Origin of the sequence: Streptococcus sp. HMSC034B05 (genome assembly GCF_001809055.1) — a bacterium.
Taxonomy (GTDB): domain Bacteria; phylum Bacillota; class Bacilli; order Lactobacillales; family Streptococcaceae; genus Streptococcus; species Streptococcus constellatus.
In genome coordinates, this window is sequence record NZ_KV795621.1 from 39,976 (window position 1) to 57,527 (window position 17,552).

At 35.2% G+C, this 17,552-nt stretch carries 19 protein-coding genes and 1 other annotated feature; all 19 genes read right to left on the bottom strand.

The features are described 5' to 3' along the window. Positions 1-2 precede the first annotated feature (2 nt). Positions 3-137, bottom strand: a complete 135-nt coding sequence (locus HMPREF2542_RS10170; RefSeq protein ID WP_261674401.1) for a hypothetical protein — start codon at positions 135-137, stop codon at positions 3-5. A 275-nt stretch (positions 138-412) separates the two neighbouring features. Further along, the gene (gene rplL, locus HMPREF2542_RS06920; RefSeq protein ID WP_003024225.1) at positions 413-781 is read right to left on the bottom strand and encodes a 50S ribosomal protein L7/L12; all 369 of its coding nucleotides are present in this window, start codon (positions 779-781) and stop codon (positions 413-415) included. A 71-nt stretch (positions 782-852) separates the two neighbouring features. After that, complete coding sequence (rplJ, locus tag HMPREF2542_RS06925; RefSeq protein WP_003029380.1) at positions 853-1,353, bottom strand: 50S ribosomal protein L10; 501 nt, start codon at positions 1,351-1,353, stop codon at positions 853-855. Positions 1,354-1,389: 36 nt separating this feature from the next. Next, positions 1,390-1,524 (bottom strand) — a sequence feature (ribosomal protein L10 leader region). Positions 1,525-1,914: 390 nt separating this feature from the next. Next, positions 1,915-3,222, bottom strand: a complete 1,308-nt coding sequence (locus HMPREF2542_RS06930) for an ISLre2 family transposase (RefSeq protein ID WP_070484614.1) — start codon at positions 3,220-3,222, stop codon at positions 1,915-1,917. 129 nt (positions 3,223-3,351) lie between these two features. Then, the gene (locus HMPREF2542_RS06935; protein WP_025271743.1) at positions 3,352-3,696 is read right to left on the bottom strand and encodes a hypothetical protein; all 345 of its coding nucleotides are present in this window, start codon (positions 3,694-3,696) and stop codon (positions 3,352-3,354) included. Between the two features lie 15 nt (positions 3,697-3,711). Continuing rightward, positions 3,712-3,963, bottom strand: a complete 252-nt coding sequence (locus HMPREF2542_RS06940; protein WP_025271742.1) for a hypothetical protein — start codon at positions 3,961-3,963, stop codon at positions 3,712-3,714. Positions 3,964-4,028: 65 nt separating this feature from the next. Further along, entirely contained in the window at positions 4,029-4,847 is an 819-nt protein-coding gene (locus HMPREF2542_RS06945) for a ParA family protein (protein WP_025271741.1), read from the bottom strand. A gap of 192 nt (positions 4,848-5,039) precedes the next feature. Beyond that, complete coding sequence (locus tag HMPREF2542_RS06950) at positions 5,040-5,624, bottom strand: hypothetical protein (RefSeq protein WP_025271740.1); 585 nt, start codon at positions 5,622-5,624, stop codon at positions 5,040-5,042. Between the two features lie 23 nt (positions 5,625-5,647). Continuing rightward, positions 5,648-6,976 (bottom strand): glucosaminidase domain-containing protein, encoded by a 1,329-nt coding sequence (locus tag HMPREF2542_RS06955; RefSeq protein WP_070484616.1) that lies wholly within the window; start codon positions 6,974-6,976, stop codon positions 5,648-5,650. A gap of 15 nt (positions 6,977-6,991) precedes the next feature. Beyond that, positions 6,992-7,264, bottom strand: coding sequence for a hypothetical protein (locus HMPREF2542_RS06960; RefSeq protein WP_025271738.1), 273 nt, complete (start codon positions 7,262-7,264; stop codon positions 6,992-6,994). Positions 7,265-7,294: 30 nt separating this feature from the next. Then, positions 7,295-7,852 carry a hypothetical protein gene (locus HMPREF2542_RS06965; RefSeq protein ID WP_070484700.1) on the bottom strand — a complete coding sequence of 186 codons (558 nt, stop codon included), beginning with the start codon at positions 7,850-7,852 and terminating at the stop codon, positions 7,295-7,297. A gap of 16 nt (positions 7,853-7,868) precedes the next feature. Continuing rightward, on the bottom strand, positions 7,869-9,818 hold the full coding sequence (locus HMPREF2542_RS06970) for a virulence factor (RefSeq protein ID WP_070484619.1): 1,950 nt from the start codon (positions 9,816-9,818) through the stop codon (positions 7,869-7,871). An 11-nt stretch (positions 9,819-9,829) separates the two neighbouring features. Further along, complete coding sequence (locus HMPREF2542_RS06975; protein WP_070484622.1) at positions 9,830-10,480, bottom strand: hypothetical protein; 651 nt, start codon at positions 10,478-10,480, stop codon at positions 9,830-9,832. Continuing rightward, positions 10,480-10,788 (bottom strand): DUF5592 family protein, encoded by a 309-nt coding sequence (locus HMPREF2542_RS06980; RefSeq protein ID WP_003078005.1) that lies wholly within the window; start codon positions 10,786-10,788, stop codon positions 10,480-10,482. The genes HMPREF2542_RS06975 and HMPREF2542_RS06980 overlap by 1 nt, the downstream gene beginning before the upstream one ends. 164 nt (positions 10,789-10,952) lie before the next feature. After that, positions 10,953-11,234 (bottom strand): BRCT domain-containing protein, encoded by a 282-nt coding sequence (locus HMPREF2542_RS06985; protein WP_003077994.1) that lies wholly within the window; start codon positions 11,232-11,234, stop codon positions 10,953-10,955. 4 nt (positions 11,235-11,238) lie between these two features. Continuing rightward, entirely contained in the window at positions 11,239-13,368 is a 2,130-nt protein-coding gene (locus HMPREF2542_RS06990) for a pLS20_p028 family conjugation system transmembrane protein (protein WP_070484625.1), read from the bottom strand. A gap of 116 nt (positions 13,369-13,484) precedes the next feature. Then, complete coding sequence (locus HMPREF2542_RS06995; protein WP_070484627.1) at positions 13,485-13,964, bottom strand: LptM family lipoprotein; 480 nt, start codon at positions 13,962-13,964, stop codon at positions 13,485-13,487. Between the two features lie 124 nt (positions 13,965-14,088). Next, positions 14,089-17,238, bottom strand: coding sequence for a VirD4-like conjugal transfer protein, CD1115 family (locus HMPREF2542_RS07000; RefSeq protein ID WP_070484630.1), 3,150 nt, complete (start codon positions 17,236-17,238; stop codon positions 14,089-14,091). Then, positions 17,222-17,485, bottom strand: coding sequence for a hypothetical protein (locus HMPREF2542_RS07005; RefSeq protein WP_083278807.1), 264 nt, complete (start codon positions 17,483-17,485; stop codon positions 17,222-17,224). Before HMPREF2542_RS07005 ends, HMPREF2542_RS07000 begins: the two co-directional genes overlap by 17 nt. Between the last annotated feature and the right edge of the window lie 67 nt (positions 17,486-17,552).

Genomic DNA, 17,552 nt, shown 5'->3' on the forward strand with positions numbered 1-17,552 from the left:
AATTATCCCTCCAACATTAAAACACCTAAATTTCCTGATTGTTCAAATTGGATCAGACCTGCCTGTTCCATTTCAGCAACTAGCTGATTTGCTTCATCAACATTAATTCCCATAACAAGTATGAGATGACACATCACAATTTATCGTGATGATTGTTCTTTCTTTTGCATCGTTTCCTCCTGAAAATAAAAAAAAGCGAGAACACTTATTAAAATGTTCTCGCCCAAAGTTTATAAATGAACTCCTTTGACCAAAATAGGTAATAAACCTATATAAAACAAAAATCCTGCCAAAGATTTTTTTGGCAGGATTTTTGGCAGGAAACCGAATCAATTTATCAGTTTCTTCAAATCGCTATGAGCTCTAAAAGACTGGTAAATCGGGATTCCGCTCTCAAATTGCTATGTGCTTCTTATTTAAGAGTAACTGAAGCTCCAGCTTCTTCCAATTTAGTTTTGATTTCTTCAGCTTCTGCAGTTGCAACACCTTCTTTAACAACAGTTGGTGCTCCATCAACAAGTTCTTTAGCTTCTTTAAGACCAAGACCTGTGATTTCACGAACAGCTTTGATAACGCCAACTTTCTTGTCGCCTGCTGCAGTCAATTCCACGTCAAATGAATCTTTTGCAGCAGCAGCTTCACCAGCACCAGCAGCAGCTACAGCTACAGGAGCAGCTGCAGTTACACCAAATTCTTCTTCGATAGCTTTTACAAGATCGTTCAATTCAAGGATTGAAGCTTCTTTAATTTCAGCAATAATATTTTCAATGTTCAATGCCATTGTTATTTCCTCCAAATATATTTTCGTTATTTTATTATTAGTTTGTAGCATAGGCTACGCGCAACTTAACATTAAGCCGCTTCTTCTTTGTTGTCTGCAACAGCTTTGACTGCGAGAGCAACGTTGCGAACTGGCGCTTGAAGTACAGATAGTAGCATAGATAGAAGTCCTTCGCGGTTTGGAAGAGTTGCAAGAGCAACAATTTCTTCTTTAGATGCAACAGCACCTTCAATAGCTCCACCTTTAATTTCAAGTGCATCAGCTTCTTTAGTAAAATCATTGATGATTTTTGCTGGTGCTACAACATCTTCATTTGAAAATGCAACAGCAGACGGTCCAACAAAAGCATCAGCAAGGCCTTCAAGTCCAGCTTTTTCAGCTGCACGACGTAAGATTGAGTTTTTGATAACTTTATACTCAACTTCGCTTCCACGCAGATTACGACGAAGAACTGTGTCTTGTTCAACTGTAAGACCACGAGCATCAACAACAACGATACTTGCAGCTGCTTTCATTTTTTCAGCAACTACATCAACTAGTTCCGCTTTTTTTGCAATACTTGCTTCACTCATTTAGTGTTTCACCTCCGTAATTATTTTGCTTGGGGATTTTCCAAAAGAAAAACGCGCCCAAACCTAGACACGAAAGTACAATACGTTTCTTTTACATAATCCGTTTTGTCCTCGGTAGGATTTTTATGAGTCGAGCTCCCCTACTGTCTTAGGCAGTTTTTTCAAACCATTAATGATTATAACATAAGAAAAAAAAGATTGCAAGAGTTTTTAATAATTTGAATGTGGTAAACTTTTGTAGAAAAAACAATATTTAAGTTAAAGGAGAGTTGATTTTTAGCAAATTTTTCAAAAAAAGACTGAACAATTACTTGCTCAGCCCTTGACAATGATTTAATTATCCTTTATCATAGTCATATATACTGAGTAAGCAAGTGTGGATTGCTAAACTCGGTGGTCGTATGTGTTGGACGCACGTACGACCTTTTTTTATTCGTTTAAATTAAGTTAATTTTAACATACTTTAACACACAAGACAAGTATTTTGAGCGATTTTTAAAAAAATTGCACACTCAAAAAGACCTAGTAATACTAGATTTTTTTAATATGTGTTAAATCTTCTTACCATCTTTTTTTCAAGCTGTAAAATTGATAATCCTTTTTGATATGATTCTGTCGAACCTTGATTGTTGCAGCAGTCAACTCTTCTGCTGCTTTATATTCCTGATACTCTTTTCGCCACTCACCAAAGAATAATTCTCTTAATTGACCGGATTTTGATAATAGGATCATATTAGTCATCGATTCTGCTCCTGTTTGACTCCATATCATTCCTCTCTTTTTCATCCGATAAGTAATCTTTCTATGCTGAGATTCCATAATGCCTATTGGTAAATACCGAAAGCCCCTCAATTCAAGCGGTTTTGTATATTGAAAATTTCTTAAGAACTTTTTAGAGAATTTTGAAAAATTTTCTTCTTCGGCGGAAGTCAATAACGACTCTGTTGTATCCAATACTGTTCGTAACAATTTTTTATCATGCGTTTGAATAGATTGATATAGTTTATTCTTTAAATCTTCCGGATAACCTTTATACGTTTGGTCAATTTCTTTATAAACATGGAACTCATCCCAAAAGTGTTCATGACGTTTTATTCCTAATACTTTGGCAAATTCTTTAAATACATAAGGTGTATAACCGTGACCACCATCAGAATTTGTAATTAGAATTGTATTTTCGGTAATTTCAAAATTTTGATAAAGATAATCCAAGACCATCTCTCTAGCATGTCGATTACTGATTGACATAATACTCTTTTTATTTTCCAATTTCCAGCGATTCTTTTCAATTTTTTTACTACCTGTATGAATCACAAAATGAGCAAAGTCTCTATAACTAGCTTTGTTCTCTTCGTCTAAAACTCGTAAGAATACCCCGTCTCCTTCCACAAAAATAATATCAGCTTTAATTTTATCTTTCTTTTTCACTTCTTCCTGGTAATATTGGTATTCTTCGTACTGGTTTCTCAATTGATCCGCAAACTTTACTGTCTTAATGACTGTTGGTTTTGTAATCTTAACATGATACATCATTTGAACAACTTTAACAACATGGTCATAAGACATCATTGTAGATAATTCTGCAATTTGATAAATCAGTTCTTTAGAATAACGACTGTTTTTATCTAACCCTAGCCATACATCAACCGGTGAGTACCACTCTGATCCACGTTTCCATTTCCTCCTACTGAAGCAGAACTCACCAAATGTAAACGCAACAGTCCTTTCAGCTGAACGAATACAAGTATAACCTCTTGCTTTCATTACAGGAATCATTGATTCATCATATTTTTTAATGTTCCGATAAAAGTCTTTCTCAGTTCCTACTATAAATTTTTCTTTCAACTTACGTTCATCTATTACTTTCACAAACCTTCTCCCTCATGAAAATGATTTATGAAAATTGTAATTTTTTTCTTATAGCTCTTCAAATTTATTTTTTTTCTGACAAAAAAAAGCTGCTCAAATGAACAACTTTTTACAATTAAATTTTACTTTTCACTTATATTCTTGTTTGTATTTCTTTTTATATCTACGAATTTTACTTTGGCAAGATTCTACAAACGGAAATAAAAGTCCTGCCATCACAATGGAAACCGGAAGCCCGATAAAAATAAATTGAATAATGTCTGCAACAAATGAAAAACCATTATTCAAATAAACGAATAGAGAGACAACTATAATAGGAATAACTGCAGCTGGAAAAAATTTTAAAGCAAGCAAACCTACAATTAGTAACACAAGCATTGAAAATCCAAAATGATTATAAAATATTTGAAGTCCTGCAATGGCAATTGCCGCAAATATCAAATACCACAAACGCTTAAAACTAAATATAAACATGCGTTTTTCTCCTTTTTACGATTGAATACGCTGCCACTCCTTATCAATCATTTCTTCTAAATAAGCAGAAGCAGACTTATACGAATAGTAGTCAACAATGTCATCTAACTTACTCCTTATAGAAGGGGTCATAGCAAAGGTGACCTGCTTCTTTTTTTCATATCCTACTGGAGAAAGTTGTTTCTTAGGTAAGGGTTGAACGGGAGCTGTTTGAGGCTCCTCATTAAACATTTTCATAAAATCAGCTTGATTCTCTTTCTTCGCCATTTAAAACTCCTTATGTAATTTCTTATTTATTTTATTATTTATCTTATTATATCACAAATAATGTATTATTCAATTGGGAGAGTATAAATTTTATCAAACAACTCCCAAGTATTTTTGAAAAATTGGCGATAAGACGGCGTTTGATGAGATTCTTCTAATGAAGTCAAGGGTTGTCTAGTTGTTTTGGTCTTACCAAATAAACTCCGCCCTTCAAAATAACCTAGAAATTGATTATCTCTTTTCATCATTGCTTCAAAAGCTCGCTTGAACGCCTGAGAATCACTTGTATTTTTGACTACCTTATTTCCAACTTTAATCAATCTTGTATTGACAAAGCTTTGATTCGTCATAGGATTGATAAAGTCTTTTGTTAATTGAGTGATTTGTCGTTCTTCTAGTTTTAATTTTTCAATAGCATCTTCATCTATGTCCGCAATAGCTAATACTACATCTGACACAGCAATCGCATTATTGGTAAAAATACTGAAATCATTATGCGTATCAATCAAAATATAATCATAATTTGCTTCAATAAAATCTAATTGGCTGTAATACCAGGATAGTAGATAGCCTCTTCCTTTTCCTGCTTCTACTTCTTTTGTCAATTCATTAAGATGATCGTATCCTGCAATAATAGATAAATGATCAGTTAATCGAAGAGGAACTGGAACAACATCTGAGAATAAAGCTTTTACAGTAGAAATTTCTGGAATTGGTTCTTCGTAATAGTCAATAAAACGCTTTGTCAAATTGCAAGAATCATCTAAATCTATGAGTAAAACTCGTTTGTTTTTCTTGACAGCCAAATAAAATGCGCCATTAAATGTTATAGTTGTTTTTCCAACTCCACCCTTTTTTATATTTGTTGTATAAATCTTTGTCATTTTTCTTCTCCTATATATCTTTATACACATTTTGTTATTTAATAACTTATTTTCGTTATTAAGTGTTTTGTTAAATAACTTTATATTTATTATATCACATTCAACTACTTTGTCAAGAAAAAATACATAAAAAATTAAATAACTTTTTATGTATTTACTTAAACTTCTTATCATTTATCTTTATAAACTATTTTACCCATAAGTTCCTCCAATACGTCCACCGATATAAGATGTTAATTGTATCTGCTTAACAGTTGTATTAAAATTTGCGATAAAGTAACATTTCTCTTCTCCGTCTTTAACTAAAGGAATAATGACTTGAACAACATCATCATTATCCGATTTCATGACCTCTAACTGAGAAGACTGATATTGATACCGATTTACTAATATAGCCATCGCAAAAGTTTGAATCATTCCACCTTGACTCATAGCTAAATGATTCTCATAGGTTGCCTTCACTTCTGATAAACTCTTAGCTTTGATAATCGCATCTACGGCAGCATTAACAGATTCAATCACTGATTGTTTTGCTTCCTGAGAAGCTTCTGTATAAGGATGCTCTAGCTTTAACTTTGCTTTACGATAATTTCGTTGATCGGGTGTTTCCTCCTCTAATGTCGAAGAATTCTTCGTCTTAGAGGAAGAGCTAGATTGTGTTGTTTTCGATTCTTCTCGTGAAGAATGAGAGACTTGTACAATTCGTAGCCCTGCAAAGAAAAGAAGTAATAAAACTAATATCACCCAAACCCAATGTTCTTTTGATTTTTCTAACATAAACTTCTTCTTTCTTTTACAAATTATTTAGTCAATTTTGGAGCTTTGTTATCCGGATATGCAAACGTCCATTGTTCTGCCTTTTGTGTTTCTGGACGGACAATTCGATAATTCCAGGTATAAGCCTTATGATAAGAATCCCAACCGCTTATTGGGGTATTCTGCTCACAAATCAAGACAGATCCATCTTGGAATACATGGCAGACAATTCCTGTATGCCCGTATTGGGGAATAGAGGAATTAGAAAAGATTGCCCCTTTTTTTGGTTTTTTCTTGACTGAATTTCCAAATATCCTTGACCAAGCACCTGCTTGATCAACCCCATTTCCTAAAACATTTCCAGAATGTCCGTACATGATATTTGCCATACTGATCGTTAAATTTACACATTGACCATCTAATGATGGGCCACTGCCTGTTAAATTCCAACCTTGTGTTCCTCCGTAGTTCATTCCAAGGCGTTTAGGATCAATAATATAAGGTTTTAAACTAGCTGGGAGATTGTCCGGCTGATAACCCCAAGCGGTTGCATCAGCTGGGACTGTTCCCGTTCCATCAGCTACACTTCCACTGTCTGAAGAATCTTCACAGGGATTTTCTTCTTCAGCGGAAAAAATAGAGGTTGATGGCGAATTAGCTGTATTGGTAGAGGATTCAGTTAAGTTTACAGGTTTTTGTCCGTATTTTGAAATGGCTTTTTCATCTAACCATTTGTATTTACTTCCTAAATTCTGATAAATTTGATTAAGAGTTGTCTTATAATTTGGATCAGTCGCCCAGCCACCATCTGCAATTGCATTTAATGTTCCAACGCCATCGATGTTATTGATAGCTGCCTTGTAAAGGCTTTGACGACTCATGAACTCTGCTTTTCCAACAATTCCAACATCAAAATCTTTAAACCAAGTATAACCACCACCAGTATTATCTCCAACAGTCGTTCCTGAACCACTACTTGAAACAGCATTAGAGCCAAATAATTCAATCGTCTTGGGATAAGTTGCCGCTGAAGTCCATTTGACACCGCCCATATTGTGCGCTGAAGCGAAAGAAGGCACATTCATAGAAAAAGAAGTTTCAGCCATTGTTTGAGCAATGGAAGCCGAAGGTAAGAAGCCCCCAACTCTCCATGATTCTATATAAGCATTCTCATGTTCCTTTACAAAAGAATCAATAGAGGCATTTCCTGAACTAGTTGGACTGGAAGTAATGGTTGTTTCAGTAGTAGAACAGTCATCCTGCTTACTGGATATAGCTCCCAAAATACTCGTCAACATCATCATAAAGACCACAATAGATGTAATGATAGAGCCAAGAAAAAGAACAATTTTAAAATTGAACCACTTTTTCAATTCCTCACCTCGTTTCTACCAAAGCCCTAAGATTGTTCTTAAAATAGCGTAAAAAACAAGAAAAAGAATGACTCCGATTCCAATCTTCTTTAACCCTTGTAAAAAGACTTTGTCTCGTTCTCGTTGGGCTGCTAATCGTTCGGGATCAGACTCTCCTTCGGAAGCAAAATAATCTCTCACTTCCTTTGACCTTTCTTTCCGAATAGTAACATAGTGATCAACCGCTCTTTTTCTACGAGCAAAGAAACCCAATTTTTCTGTTTTTTCCTCTTGTATATTTTTAGACATCTTCGTTTATCCCTTCTATCTATTTATTTTTTAAAATAATTCTTCTTTTCTCAAATTTGCATATTCCTTTAAAAGACTATACAGTTCCTCAGGCTCAATTTGAAATTCTTTCAACCAGAGACCTGATTGTGAGATATGAAGCTCTTTTTGTTCATCTAAAAATTGCATGGGGACTAATAAGATAATCGGGTCTTGTAATTCTAAACCACATTCTTTTTCTAAAAAAGCCACAATAAAATCTTGCTCCCCTTTAGTCCGAAACTGCCAATATGTTGAGTTTCCATTTTTGTTTTTGTGCAACGAACTGTATTTCACATCAATTGTTAATCCATCAAACCAAAAGTCATAGACCGGATTATTTTTCTTGAAATACTTATTGGCATCTACTGCATCTGGAACATACTTCTGAAATAATTCTTCAGCCATGCCACCAAGCTTAGCGGTTCGTGAACCATATTGAATCTTATCTTGGATTTTTAGACAACCACTTTGTAATAGTTTTAGATGAGCCACGTGAATAGGAAGACCAGAACGTTCAACTGCTTTATGAAAGTCTCCACATTCCATATAAATATCTACAATATCCATTTCATTTCCTCTTTTGTTATTGAATTCCACCATAGCGTTGAACTTCTGACTGAAGCAACTGTTGATTGAATACCAGGTTTCCAACTCCTGCAATATTCATAAACAATTGCCCTTTACTAAGGCGAGGTAATGTTTCTAATTCCGATTGATTCATAGAGCTCGTTAACGCATTGGCAAGCAATGGAACGCTAGTTTCATCTGTTTGTGCAAAGACACGGTATTGCATCAGCTCAAAAATGCGTTTTACAGCAATCACATACGGATCTTTATGATTTCCAGAACCAGCTTCAAAAAGAATACCTTGTAATGAATTTACGGAAAGAACAACTCCTGCAAAGTTTTCTCCCATCGAATCAATGACATCTGCTAACAATTCAACACTTGTTTCATAGCGTGGATTGATGAGAGTTTGTGCCTCGCTAATATTAACGATATAGTGTTCTAAATCCATTTCAGATAACTTAGGATTTTCTTTTAAGAGCCGCTTGCAACGTTTTCCATTATTGACAATATCTGCCGAGACAAGAGACAAAACGGAAAAGATTTGAGCATTTAATAAGTTCGGCATATTTTTCAATCCTGATAAATCAAAAGTTACGACTTGTTCGGTTGAAATATCTTGAAATTCTGTTATACCTTCAAACATAGAAGCGTTAGATGTCAACATCTCATCAAACGTATTATAAATTCGTTTGACGGATTTCAGTTCTTCTTCATCTTTTTGTCTCTTTTGGGTTAATCGGCGTTTGTAATCATCCAAATAGAGCAGAAAATCAGATAAAATCGGATAATCTTCATTGTCTAACTGAGTAGCTCTTAATTCATCTTCATGTAGAGCCGGGTTTACAAACCATAAGTTCTCTGCGATGTAAAACTCATTCAAAATTTTTCCGAAAGTAATGAGATCATCTCCTGTGACTTGATCGTTCAATAACTTCAGGATATTTTTCAACTTTTCAATATGCAGTTTATAGGATTGTTGTTCATCCACTTCTGTTCCCTCTGTATTGGTAGCAGTTGGGAAAATCTGAAAAATGTTAATACGATTGACTTCACCTGATAAATCTAGAATTAAGCCATATTGTTTTTGAGTTAATTCTGTAAACGTTCCATTCGCATCAAAATTCCGAATATAATTACCTTTTGCATACAAGCCGTCTGTGTGCTTCAATAAAAAGGATTTTTGCCCCATTTTAGGATTTCCGGACAGAATCATAAAGGAACGAGTCCGCTTTTCATTTCTCTCAAGAAAGTTAAAGTTGACAGCACCTTTCGTAGGAGTCCAGCCTAGATAAAAACCTCTTTGGTCTTCTAACTTGGTATGGTTGAAGAAGTAACCACCAGCTAAATCGTGGGCTCTAACGGATCTTCCTTTTCGATTATTTGGCAAGTCAACTTGATATTTAGCAGGAATAAAGGGAGAATGATATTCAAAATCTAATTCCCCTGAAAGGATAGTTGATTTATAATTAGAGGTCTTATCTTTAATTTCCTCTACCTTTTTAAAGAGTTCCTCCTTTGTAGTAGCTGAAGAAAAGACACGAACATACATTCCTAACATTGCTATATTTTTCTTAGTAATCTCACGATTCAGTTGTTGTAAATCGTGAATTTCATCCAACTCTTGCTGGTTATCTGTTAGTTTGCTATTCCCCGTGATTCGAGTTGACTTTTCTTCAATCGAATCCGTTATATCTTTTTTAAGCTCTGTATTGTTTTCTCGATAAAGAGAAAGAAAAGAACGAGTTCCAGAAATTTGCATTAAATCTGTCAACCAAAATTGATCTAAATCCTCTGAAGGATATTCGTAATAATGAAGGACAGTATGACAACCATCTCCACTGACCCAATAGCGGTCATGCTTTTTGAAGTCAATATTTCCTTGAGGTTGCACTTGACTGATAAATTCCAAGTCATAGCCCTCAGCTTGTAACTTTCGTTGTTTCCGTTTTGAAATCTTTGGCATGAAAATCCTCCTTACAATTTTTCATTCATATTGTTATATTGTGTAATAATTTGAACCTTTTTCAGGTGAGTAATCTCCTGAGGCACAAAATCATTATTTCCGTAGCTTTTAGCTTTACGAACTAACTCATCTAATTCACTAGTTGTTGGAGCAAATAGCCACAAAATAAACTCTGTGTTATAGATTTCTTTTTGAATACTTTCTTCTACCTGAATTTGTTCCTGTAGTAGTTTTTCTCGATCTTCTAATTGTAAGTAGCGCTTAGAATTCGGAGTTAACCGACTCTTTTCTTGCCTTACCTTACTGAGCCAATGACGTTGGTGCATCCGTTGTGCATCAGTATTGGTAGGAAGAGTCGTTACTTCAAATTGAATATCTGTATTAAACTCAGATAGCCACTTTTCAAAATTTTGGATGGTTCGATTTACTTCAACATAACTTAAAGAACCTAAGTCTTTTCCAGGTATTTCCATAAATTGAAGATAACCAAAGTCCACTAGTTTAATGTACTCCTGCGGATTCTTCATAATCGCTTTAACATCTATCAAATCAATACAAGAATGAATATCAAAATATTCTTGTTTGTATTCTTTTTTACTTCTATGCGCCCCTCCTAACGGTTGCTTTTCTTGAATAGACGCTGCTTGTCGTTGAATCGCCATTATCTTTCTCCTGTTCTTTTTTGGTAATCTAAACTAATATATCGTCTTCTCCGCCGGCGGAAGAATAGATAGAGTGTATTCCAATTTTTCTTGCCGCCATTAGCTGGAAACACAAGATACAAAGACAGCAGCATACTTAATACAATAAATAGAATCATTTGAAACCATTGTTCAGTAGGAAAAATTTTGGTCGCATATCGTAAAGCAATGATTCCTGATAAGCCAACAAAACTAATGTCTGCCATAAACAAACCAATCATTTTCATTCGAGCTTTAATGTCTCTGGGGACACCATATTTTTCATTCATAGTTCTTTTTCCTTTCTAACTATTCCATCATGATAAGAGCAGTATAAAGGATAATGATTTTTTTGTTTTTAATGGGACATTTCAGAATCAGTTTATCCTATCACTTAATAAATTAGATAATAAGTTATTTAATTTATTAAGCATTTCAGTACAAAAAAGAAGCCTCATGATTGAGACTTCTTAACGATCTGAAAGAATTCTTCTTCAGATAAAAGCGTAATAGCTTGTCCTTCTGCGATTCGAGAAAGAGCAGCCTCATACTTTTTGGAACGCTTATCTACTTGAAAGAGATCCAATTGTTTATGACCTACGATTAGAATATCGGTTTGAGCTGATATAAACCCTTGTACCGTAGCTCCTTGATCCTTTAAGAAAAGAATAACTTCTTCTCTTGTCATCGGTCTTAAACTACCTGTAATCACAATCTTTTTATCAGAAAGCTTCATGTCATCACCTATCTTCCTCATCCTCTATTTCAGCCCCTTTTATATGACTCTGTCCTTGCATATATTGACCGGCTTGTTGAGCTTGTTGCTGCATTCGATTCATCTGATAGAGGGACTGATTCAAGTTATTTCTGGCTGAAGAAGGTGAATTTGGCTTAGAAGATGGTGTTTTTGGTGCTTGGGAAGCAACTGAATTAGTTGAATTGGTTAGAGCGTTTTTATCGCTCAAAGTAGGATTAGGACTACTTGGCTCACTGATTCCCTTGAAATCTTCTTTCTGAGACTCTTGTTGGATATTTGATATGGTTGGGTCACTGACTCCACCATCTGCCATAGAAGGATCCTCAAAAAGTGGTTCTCCGCCATACATGCCTGAAGGATTCAAGGTATATTCGGGTTCATTATTATCACCAGATCTAAAACGAGCTTGATCCGGAATATCGTCATTCTTCAAAGCATTGTAAGTTGAATATAATCCTGTTTGGGCTTTATCATCCAGGTTATCCATGACACCTCCAGCATAATCCACTGCTTTTTGCCCCATCACTTCGGCTAAATCAACCGCATTACTGATCCCACCTTTTACGGTATTTCCTATTCCTTGGTCTTTGACTGCATTAAAGATACCTTGAATACCTCCACCTGTTGTAGCAAGACTATTCCCAACATGTTTACTTGCATTCTTAACTGCTCCAGGTGCTTTCATTGCCATATTTCCAGCGCCTTGTGCTAATGCAAAACCACCTTTACCAATCGCACCGGCACCTGTCGCAAAGGCATTTCCCATCATCATTGCACCAAGCAATTGTTGAGCTGTCTCGCTATGTCCTGTTGAGACACCTAACCAACGTTCAATCATGGTTACTCCCTGCATAGCTGCCAAGAAGACACCAATATAAACGATACTTGCGGCCAGACATTGTTCCCACATGTTCAATCCGTCGTAGAATCCACCGGAAAGTTTTGTGATAGCGGTCACGGATAAGGTTGGTAAATCTCGACAAATTTCTAAGGTCATTCGCATAATAACTACTTCAAAGATAATACCAGCAAATGCCCCTCCTATCGTTCGTAGGAGTTCCTTGTACTTCTTGTTAGAAGAAAGGGAAGTATAGCCTTGAATTGGGGAAATAACAGCTTCCATGATAATATCAAAGACCGATTTGACAAACTTGATAGACATACTCATCAGCAAAATAATCAAAATAATATACTGCATAAACATGCCAATCCAGTTGACTTTATAGCGAAGATATACTGCTCCAAAAGCGTTCAATCCACTAACGATTCTATGTGTCGTGACAGTCTCTACATTATCCTTATTTGCGTTCAATTTATGAAGAAATAACCCCTTAATCCCTTTCTTCTTATCTTCCCAGTTATCAAGTTGTTTTTCATTATCAACTCCATAATGATCTGTAAAATCAATTTTTGTCGCAAAGTCTGGTGTATCTCGCTTATCCTTACTATCTGTAATCTTATTTAATGCGGTAGAGCCTGATTTGACAGGTTTAATATAACCATAATCATCCATTGGAAATAATTCCGTATTAAAATCATGATCAACTAAAACTTTTAAATCTACCACATTATTTTTCATAGGCTGAATGGCAAGAGAGGAATATTCTGTCCCTTTGTCTCCTGAAATCGTTTGAATCGTTTGAGCATCTTGCGCTAGAGCAGTCGCAATCGTTGTAAGGGATAAAGGCATAACCGAGGTGACAAAAGTCACCAACAGAAAATTAACAATCACATTTTTGTACTTTGTCGGCTTCGTAAAGACACCTGTGATAGCACTTGCCACTAAAAGCAATGTGAAAATCGTGACTCCTACAATTTGAAACCAATAAAAGAATTGTCCGATAATAGTTTTCTGATCGCCTAAATAACCAAAAAGACCAAAGAGCTTAAACATATTGTTAAAAACATGTTCTAAGCTAGCGGTTATTTGGTATAAGGCTTTTCCAATTCCTCCTGGAATAGCAGCTATATAAGAGAGAAAAGCTGGAGTGGGCTCTAAATAATTATACCAATAGGAATAAAACTGAGCTAGCTTTTGAGATTTATCACCTACAATGTCACCATTTAATTCATGAACTTCTCTCATTAAATCTGAAAAAGTCTGATAATTCAATAAAGATACCTTCTTTCTTTAAAAGTATCTTTACTTTAAAAGATAATGATTTTTTCTGTGTTAATGGGACATTTCAGAAAAAGAGCAAAAGAAAAAGCCTCAATTGAGACTTTCCCTTATTTATTAGTTTTACCTGTGAAATCATAATAAGCATCAGAATTACCTGTTTCAAACTCAAAAATCCGAATTGTATTTCCTCCATCAGATAATACTACACCATACAATATGCTGTCTGTAATTGTCTTTTTATCATTGTCTACTGCAATAACAAAATAATCTTTTCCTTTTAATTCTGCTTCATGTTTTACCAAAACACCTTTCGCTTTTGAATTTAATTTATCTTTAGGAAAAACTTTGAAATATTTACTTTCATTAGTATTTAAGTTAGTAATCTTATTATCCTTTTTATCAAAGGCTAATTCGCTACCACCTTCTGAAAAAATAGAACTATCATATCCATACACTTTAGAATACCCAGTATATTTATCCTTCAGAATATTTGGTACACCATTTTTATTTACTTTAGATCCACAAGCAGCTAATGCCACTAGCATGACGACTAAAGTAAGCAGGCTAAACAACGATTTCTTCTTCATGTGTTTTTCTCCCTCTATAATTCCTATACATGTTCATTATATCAGAACGATTGGGTTATTTCAATAGTTAAATAGCTTTTTATGTATTATCCTATATAGTTTTCTATATAGGATAGGAAGGACGCTAAGAAACATCATCCACAAATAAATCTGAATAATCATTGTTGTAGTCTTCATCTCCAAAAATCGTTTCTTGAGCTAAAGCATGATAGAGTTCTTCTTCAGTTGAATAGACTTTTTGAGTGATAGTCGGTTTCTTTCTATAGCGAGTAGATAGTTTTGGACTGGTTCCACCAGCACCAATTCGGCTGTTCAAGCGTTCTCGCCAATCAATTAGATTATCTAAAGCTGTTGAAGCATCTACGGCAATTTCTTGCAGATCTAACCCTCGATGAGGACAATCAACTGGAATATCAGCTAGTTTCAAGCTACGGTCAAATTCTTCCTGAAGGAACATATAACGATAAGGGAAGGCGGTTTTATCATGTGCAAAAATAGGATCTGCAGTTGTTTTATAACCAGTCTTATCCCGATTCTTGATATACCGGAAAATAACAACTTCTCCTTCTTGCAACTTAGCCAGTTGCGTAGGGGTGAGAAGAGGCTGGTTCTCAGTTCGATAGGAAACATTTGGATTAGCCTCATCAATGATATTGGCAGACTTACTGCGAATCGTAATCGTTCGTGTTCCCAAATCTTGGCTAAAGGCTTTGTTGGTATCACTAGAGCTCGTTTTAATATACATGTGAATAGCACAGTTATTCTTAATCGTTTCTGCCACTTCTTTTCCGTAAACATCAACTAACTGTTCTAAGTTTTGAATCCACATATAATACAAAATATTTTGACCCAAACCAATGGAGATTTTAGTTGCCATTGCAGGAATGGCTGGAAGGTTAGTAAACTCGTCTAGGACATGCAAAATCCGATTGACACATTTTCCGCCATTTGAAAGAGCCAACTCATAATTGACGTTAAAGAGTTGATCTAAGAACATAGAAACTAGTGCATTGTATTCTGATAGATGAGGAGGCGTGACGAGATAAATCACCTTTGGCTGATCCGAATAAATGAGTTCAATATCTTCTTTTTCTAACAAAGTGCCATCTGGCTTATCAATGGAGATAATCGCTACATGATCTAGAACTTTCTTCTTGCTATAGCGATCCAGTTGAATAATATTGCCACGTTTTTGATAAACTTTTTCAGTTGAAAGAGTAAAGCGTTGATTTCTGATCCAATCATTTGTATTATTTTCATAATCAAAGTCGATAATGATTTGAAATTCGTCTGGCAGTTTTGGCTCAATCACAAAATTCAAATATCCGTGACCATCTACCAAAGCTGTTTGTTCTTTGACATGAACAATTTCTTGCGTCTTCAATCCCCATTTTTTGGTACTTAGAATCGTCACTTTAGCAGTTTGATAGGCAAATGTATTTTCTAAGCTCTCACTTGTACTAGAACGGAATTTGATGGATAAACGACGTGGAAAACCAACTGAAGCCATATCAATGGAATTTTTGGAAGTCATCTTTGCCACATTATCTTGCAAGAAGAGATTCAATCCCGTAATCATGCTAGAGTAAATATTTCCTCTTGTTTCATCTCCACCAAAAGCAGAGGCTCGAAATTCATTGTCTGCCATTGCTCTGAATTTAGAGAATTGTTTTCGATTAACCATTCTAAGATTATCAAAATAAACTGTAATCTTAGACTTTTTGGTAACTAAATCCCCTTGTTCTGGATTTTCTACAATTTCATTTTGAGAATTGACAAAAACTTCTTCAGAACCTAATTCATTCAGGAATTTTGCGACATTTGGAATAGTGATTGTGTCCCAGGCATCTGCTTCTCCATTTTGAGCTGTTTCATGAGCCCGATCCATTAACGCCATTGTCAAAGCGTTAAAGAGCGACACAGAGGATTTTCGGAAATATTCTGCATTGCCTTTCTCTCCACCCTTTGTTTTAGGATAAATCATTTGAGCGGTCGCATTCACACGAGTTTGAGCCATTTCATAATAGCCTTTTTTAGCGGCTTCTACAGCTAATGCTAAAGGATTAAAGCTCATGGAAAAGTCCATTTCTTGATAATTTAAAACTTCAACCGCATAGCCTCGTTTACGCATCGTTTTATAAGAAGACCGATAGTGTTCTCCTTTAGGATCCCCAATAATCATTGATGGCTGGATTTCCGCTCGACTATTGATGTCAATGGTTGGTGCAATCACTCCCTCCCCTTTACCGGAACGAGTCATCCCATTACCTAGAGTACTAATGGTATCATCTTCAATATAATAGTCGCCTGAAGGAATGGAAAGCAGTCCTAAAATCTTTTCTGCATTCGTCAGATAACGACTAAACCGTCTATTTTGGTATATCATTTGTGTTCGCAATGTCCACCCGGCCAGATTATTTCTTGTTTCATGTAAAACTGGAAAACCACCGTTCCCTGGATATGTCTTTTGTTTATTCGGGATCTTCTTATACTGTTTATAAACTTCTTTTTCAGTCGCAAAGCGATCATCTCCTTTTTCATTCCCATTATAGTCCCGGTATTGCTCGAAGTTGATCCAGGCAGACTTCCAAGCAAGTAATTCGCCAATCAGAAATAAAGGAATTGCTAAGATAGGAGCAAGCGTATAAACCCGAATATTGAACAGATTTCTCACTAACAAACTATTCATATCAAAGCTCGCTTCCAAACTTCTGCTTGAAATGAGTAAATATAAATAGTGTAGTCCCGCTCGAATAACCGTCACAAAGTAATTTGTCAAGACAAGGGCAATCAAGCTAAAACCCAATCCCATGAGAATCATGCTACGATAATTCTTGAAATACAGAATGGGTTTCATTTCTTTGTTAAATCGTTTCCGCTCTTGCTTTACAAAAGGTAAATGATAAAACAAACGGAAAATCAGATTACCAGCAACTAGAAAAATAAATGACAACAAATATAAAACACTCTGCTTGATAGTCCCCCATAAATTCTTTTTTAAAGCATTCTGAACTTGCTTCCAGGAGATTTTCTTCTGACCTTTCCAAATCTTCTCCTGTTCTTTTTTCCATTTTTTGAAGCGATTTTTTATCTCCTCTCGATGTTCAAATACATTCTTTATTCTTTGAAGCCCTCGACCCCAAAAAGGGATAACTAGGCGAAAACCTTTATAAAAGACATAGATTCCTACACTCATGAACAAAAGAAAATTCACTAGATTCACTTTTGCCAGCTGAATGAGAGTATAGACTATCATTTCAAGCACACTCAATATAACTTACCTCCTCACTTTCATCTAATGCTCTCTTAATTTTTTGACCATAAACGGCTGTAAAGAGAAAAATTCTAAATTGTAAACTAGGAGATGCTTGATTATATCGCCGTAAGTAGCTAGAAAATTCTTTCTTCATATCCTGAAGAAAAATGGCACTACAATATTTCTTCTTCTGTTTCAAATAATTATCTATTTGAATAGAATCGGCTAGTAATTCATCAGAATTGACTTCAGCTTTCATCATCATTCCGTTTCCTTTCTACTATTTTCTTTCTATTTTAAAAAATAAAAAAATTTTTTGTGTTAATGGGACA

Bases quoted from the DNA above. Each gene is read 5' to 3' on its own strand.
- HMPREF2542_RS07005 (WP_083278807.1), bottom strand. From the start codon at position 17,485: ATGATGATGAAAGCTGAAGTCAATTCTGATGAATTACTAGCCGATTCT.
- rplL (WP_003024225.1), bottom strand. From the start codon at position 781: ATGGCATTGAACATTGAAAATATTATTGCTGAAATTAAAGAAGCTTCA.
- HMPREF2542_RS06980 (WP_003078005.1), bottom strand. From the start codon at position 10,788: ATGAATGAAAAATATGGTGTCCCCAGAGACATTAAAGCTCGAATGAAA.
- HMPREF2542_RS06970 (WP_070484619.1), bottom strand. From the start codon at position 9,818: ATGCCAAAGATTTCAAAACGGAAACAACGAAAGTTACAAGCTGAGGGC.
- HMPREF2542_RS06985 (WP_003077994.1), bottom strand. From the start codon at position 11,234: ATGAAGCTTTCTGATAAAAAGATTGTGATTACAGGTAGTTTAAGACCG.
- HMPREF2542_RS06960 (WP_025271738.1), bottom strand. From the start codon at position 7,264: ATGTCTAAAAATATACAAGAGGAAAAAACAGAAAAATTGGGTTTCTTT.
- rplJ (WP_003029380.1), bottom strand. From the start codon at position 1,353: ATGAGTGAAGCAAGTATTGCAAAAAAAGCGGAACTAGTTGATGTAGTT.
- HMPREF2542_RS06940 (WP_025271742.1), bottom strand. From the start codon at position 3,963: ATGGCGAAGAAAGAGAATCAAGCTGATTTTATGAAAATGTTTAATGAG.
- HMPREF2542_RS06950 (WP_025271740.1), bottom strand. From the start codon at position 5,624: ATGTTAGAAAAATCAAAAGAACATTGGGTTTGGGTGATATTAGTTTTA.
- HMPREF2542_RS06935 (WP_025271743.1), bottom strand. From the start codon at position 3,696: ATGTTTATATTTAGTTTTAAGCGTTTGTGGTATTTGATATTTGCGGCA.
- HMPREF2542_RS06965 (WP_070484700.1), bottom strand. From the start codon at position 7,852: ATGGATATTGTAGATATTTATATGGAATGTGGAGACTTTCATAAAGCA.
- HMPREF2542_RS06975 (WP_070484622.1), bottom strand. From the start codon at position 10,480: ATGGCGATTCAACGACAAGCAGCGTCTATTCAAGAAAAGCAACCGTTA.
- HMPREF2542_RS06945 (WP_025271741.1), bottom strand. From the start codon at position 4,847: ATGACAAAGATTTATACAACAAATATAAAAAAGGGTGGAGTTGGAAAA.
- HMPREF2542_RS06995 (WP_070484627.1), bottom strand. From the start codon at position 13,964: ATGAAGAAGAAATCGTTGTTTAGCCTGCTTACTTTAGTCGTCATGCTA.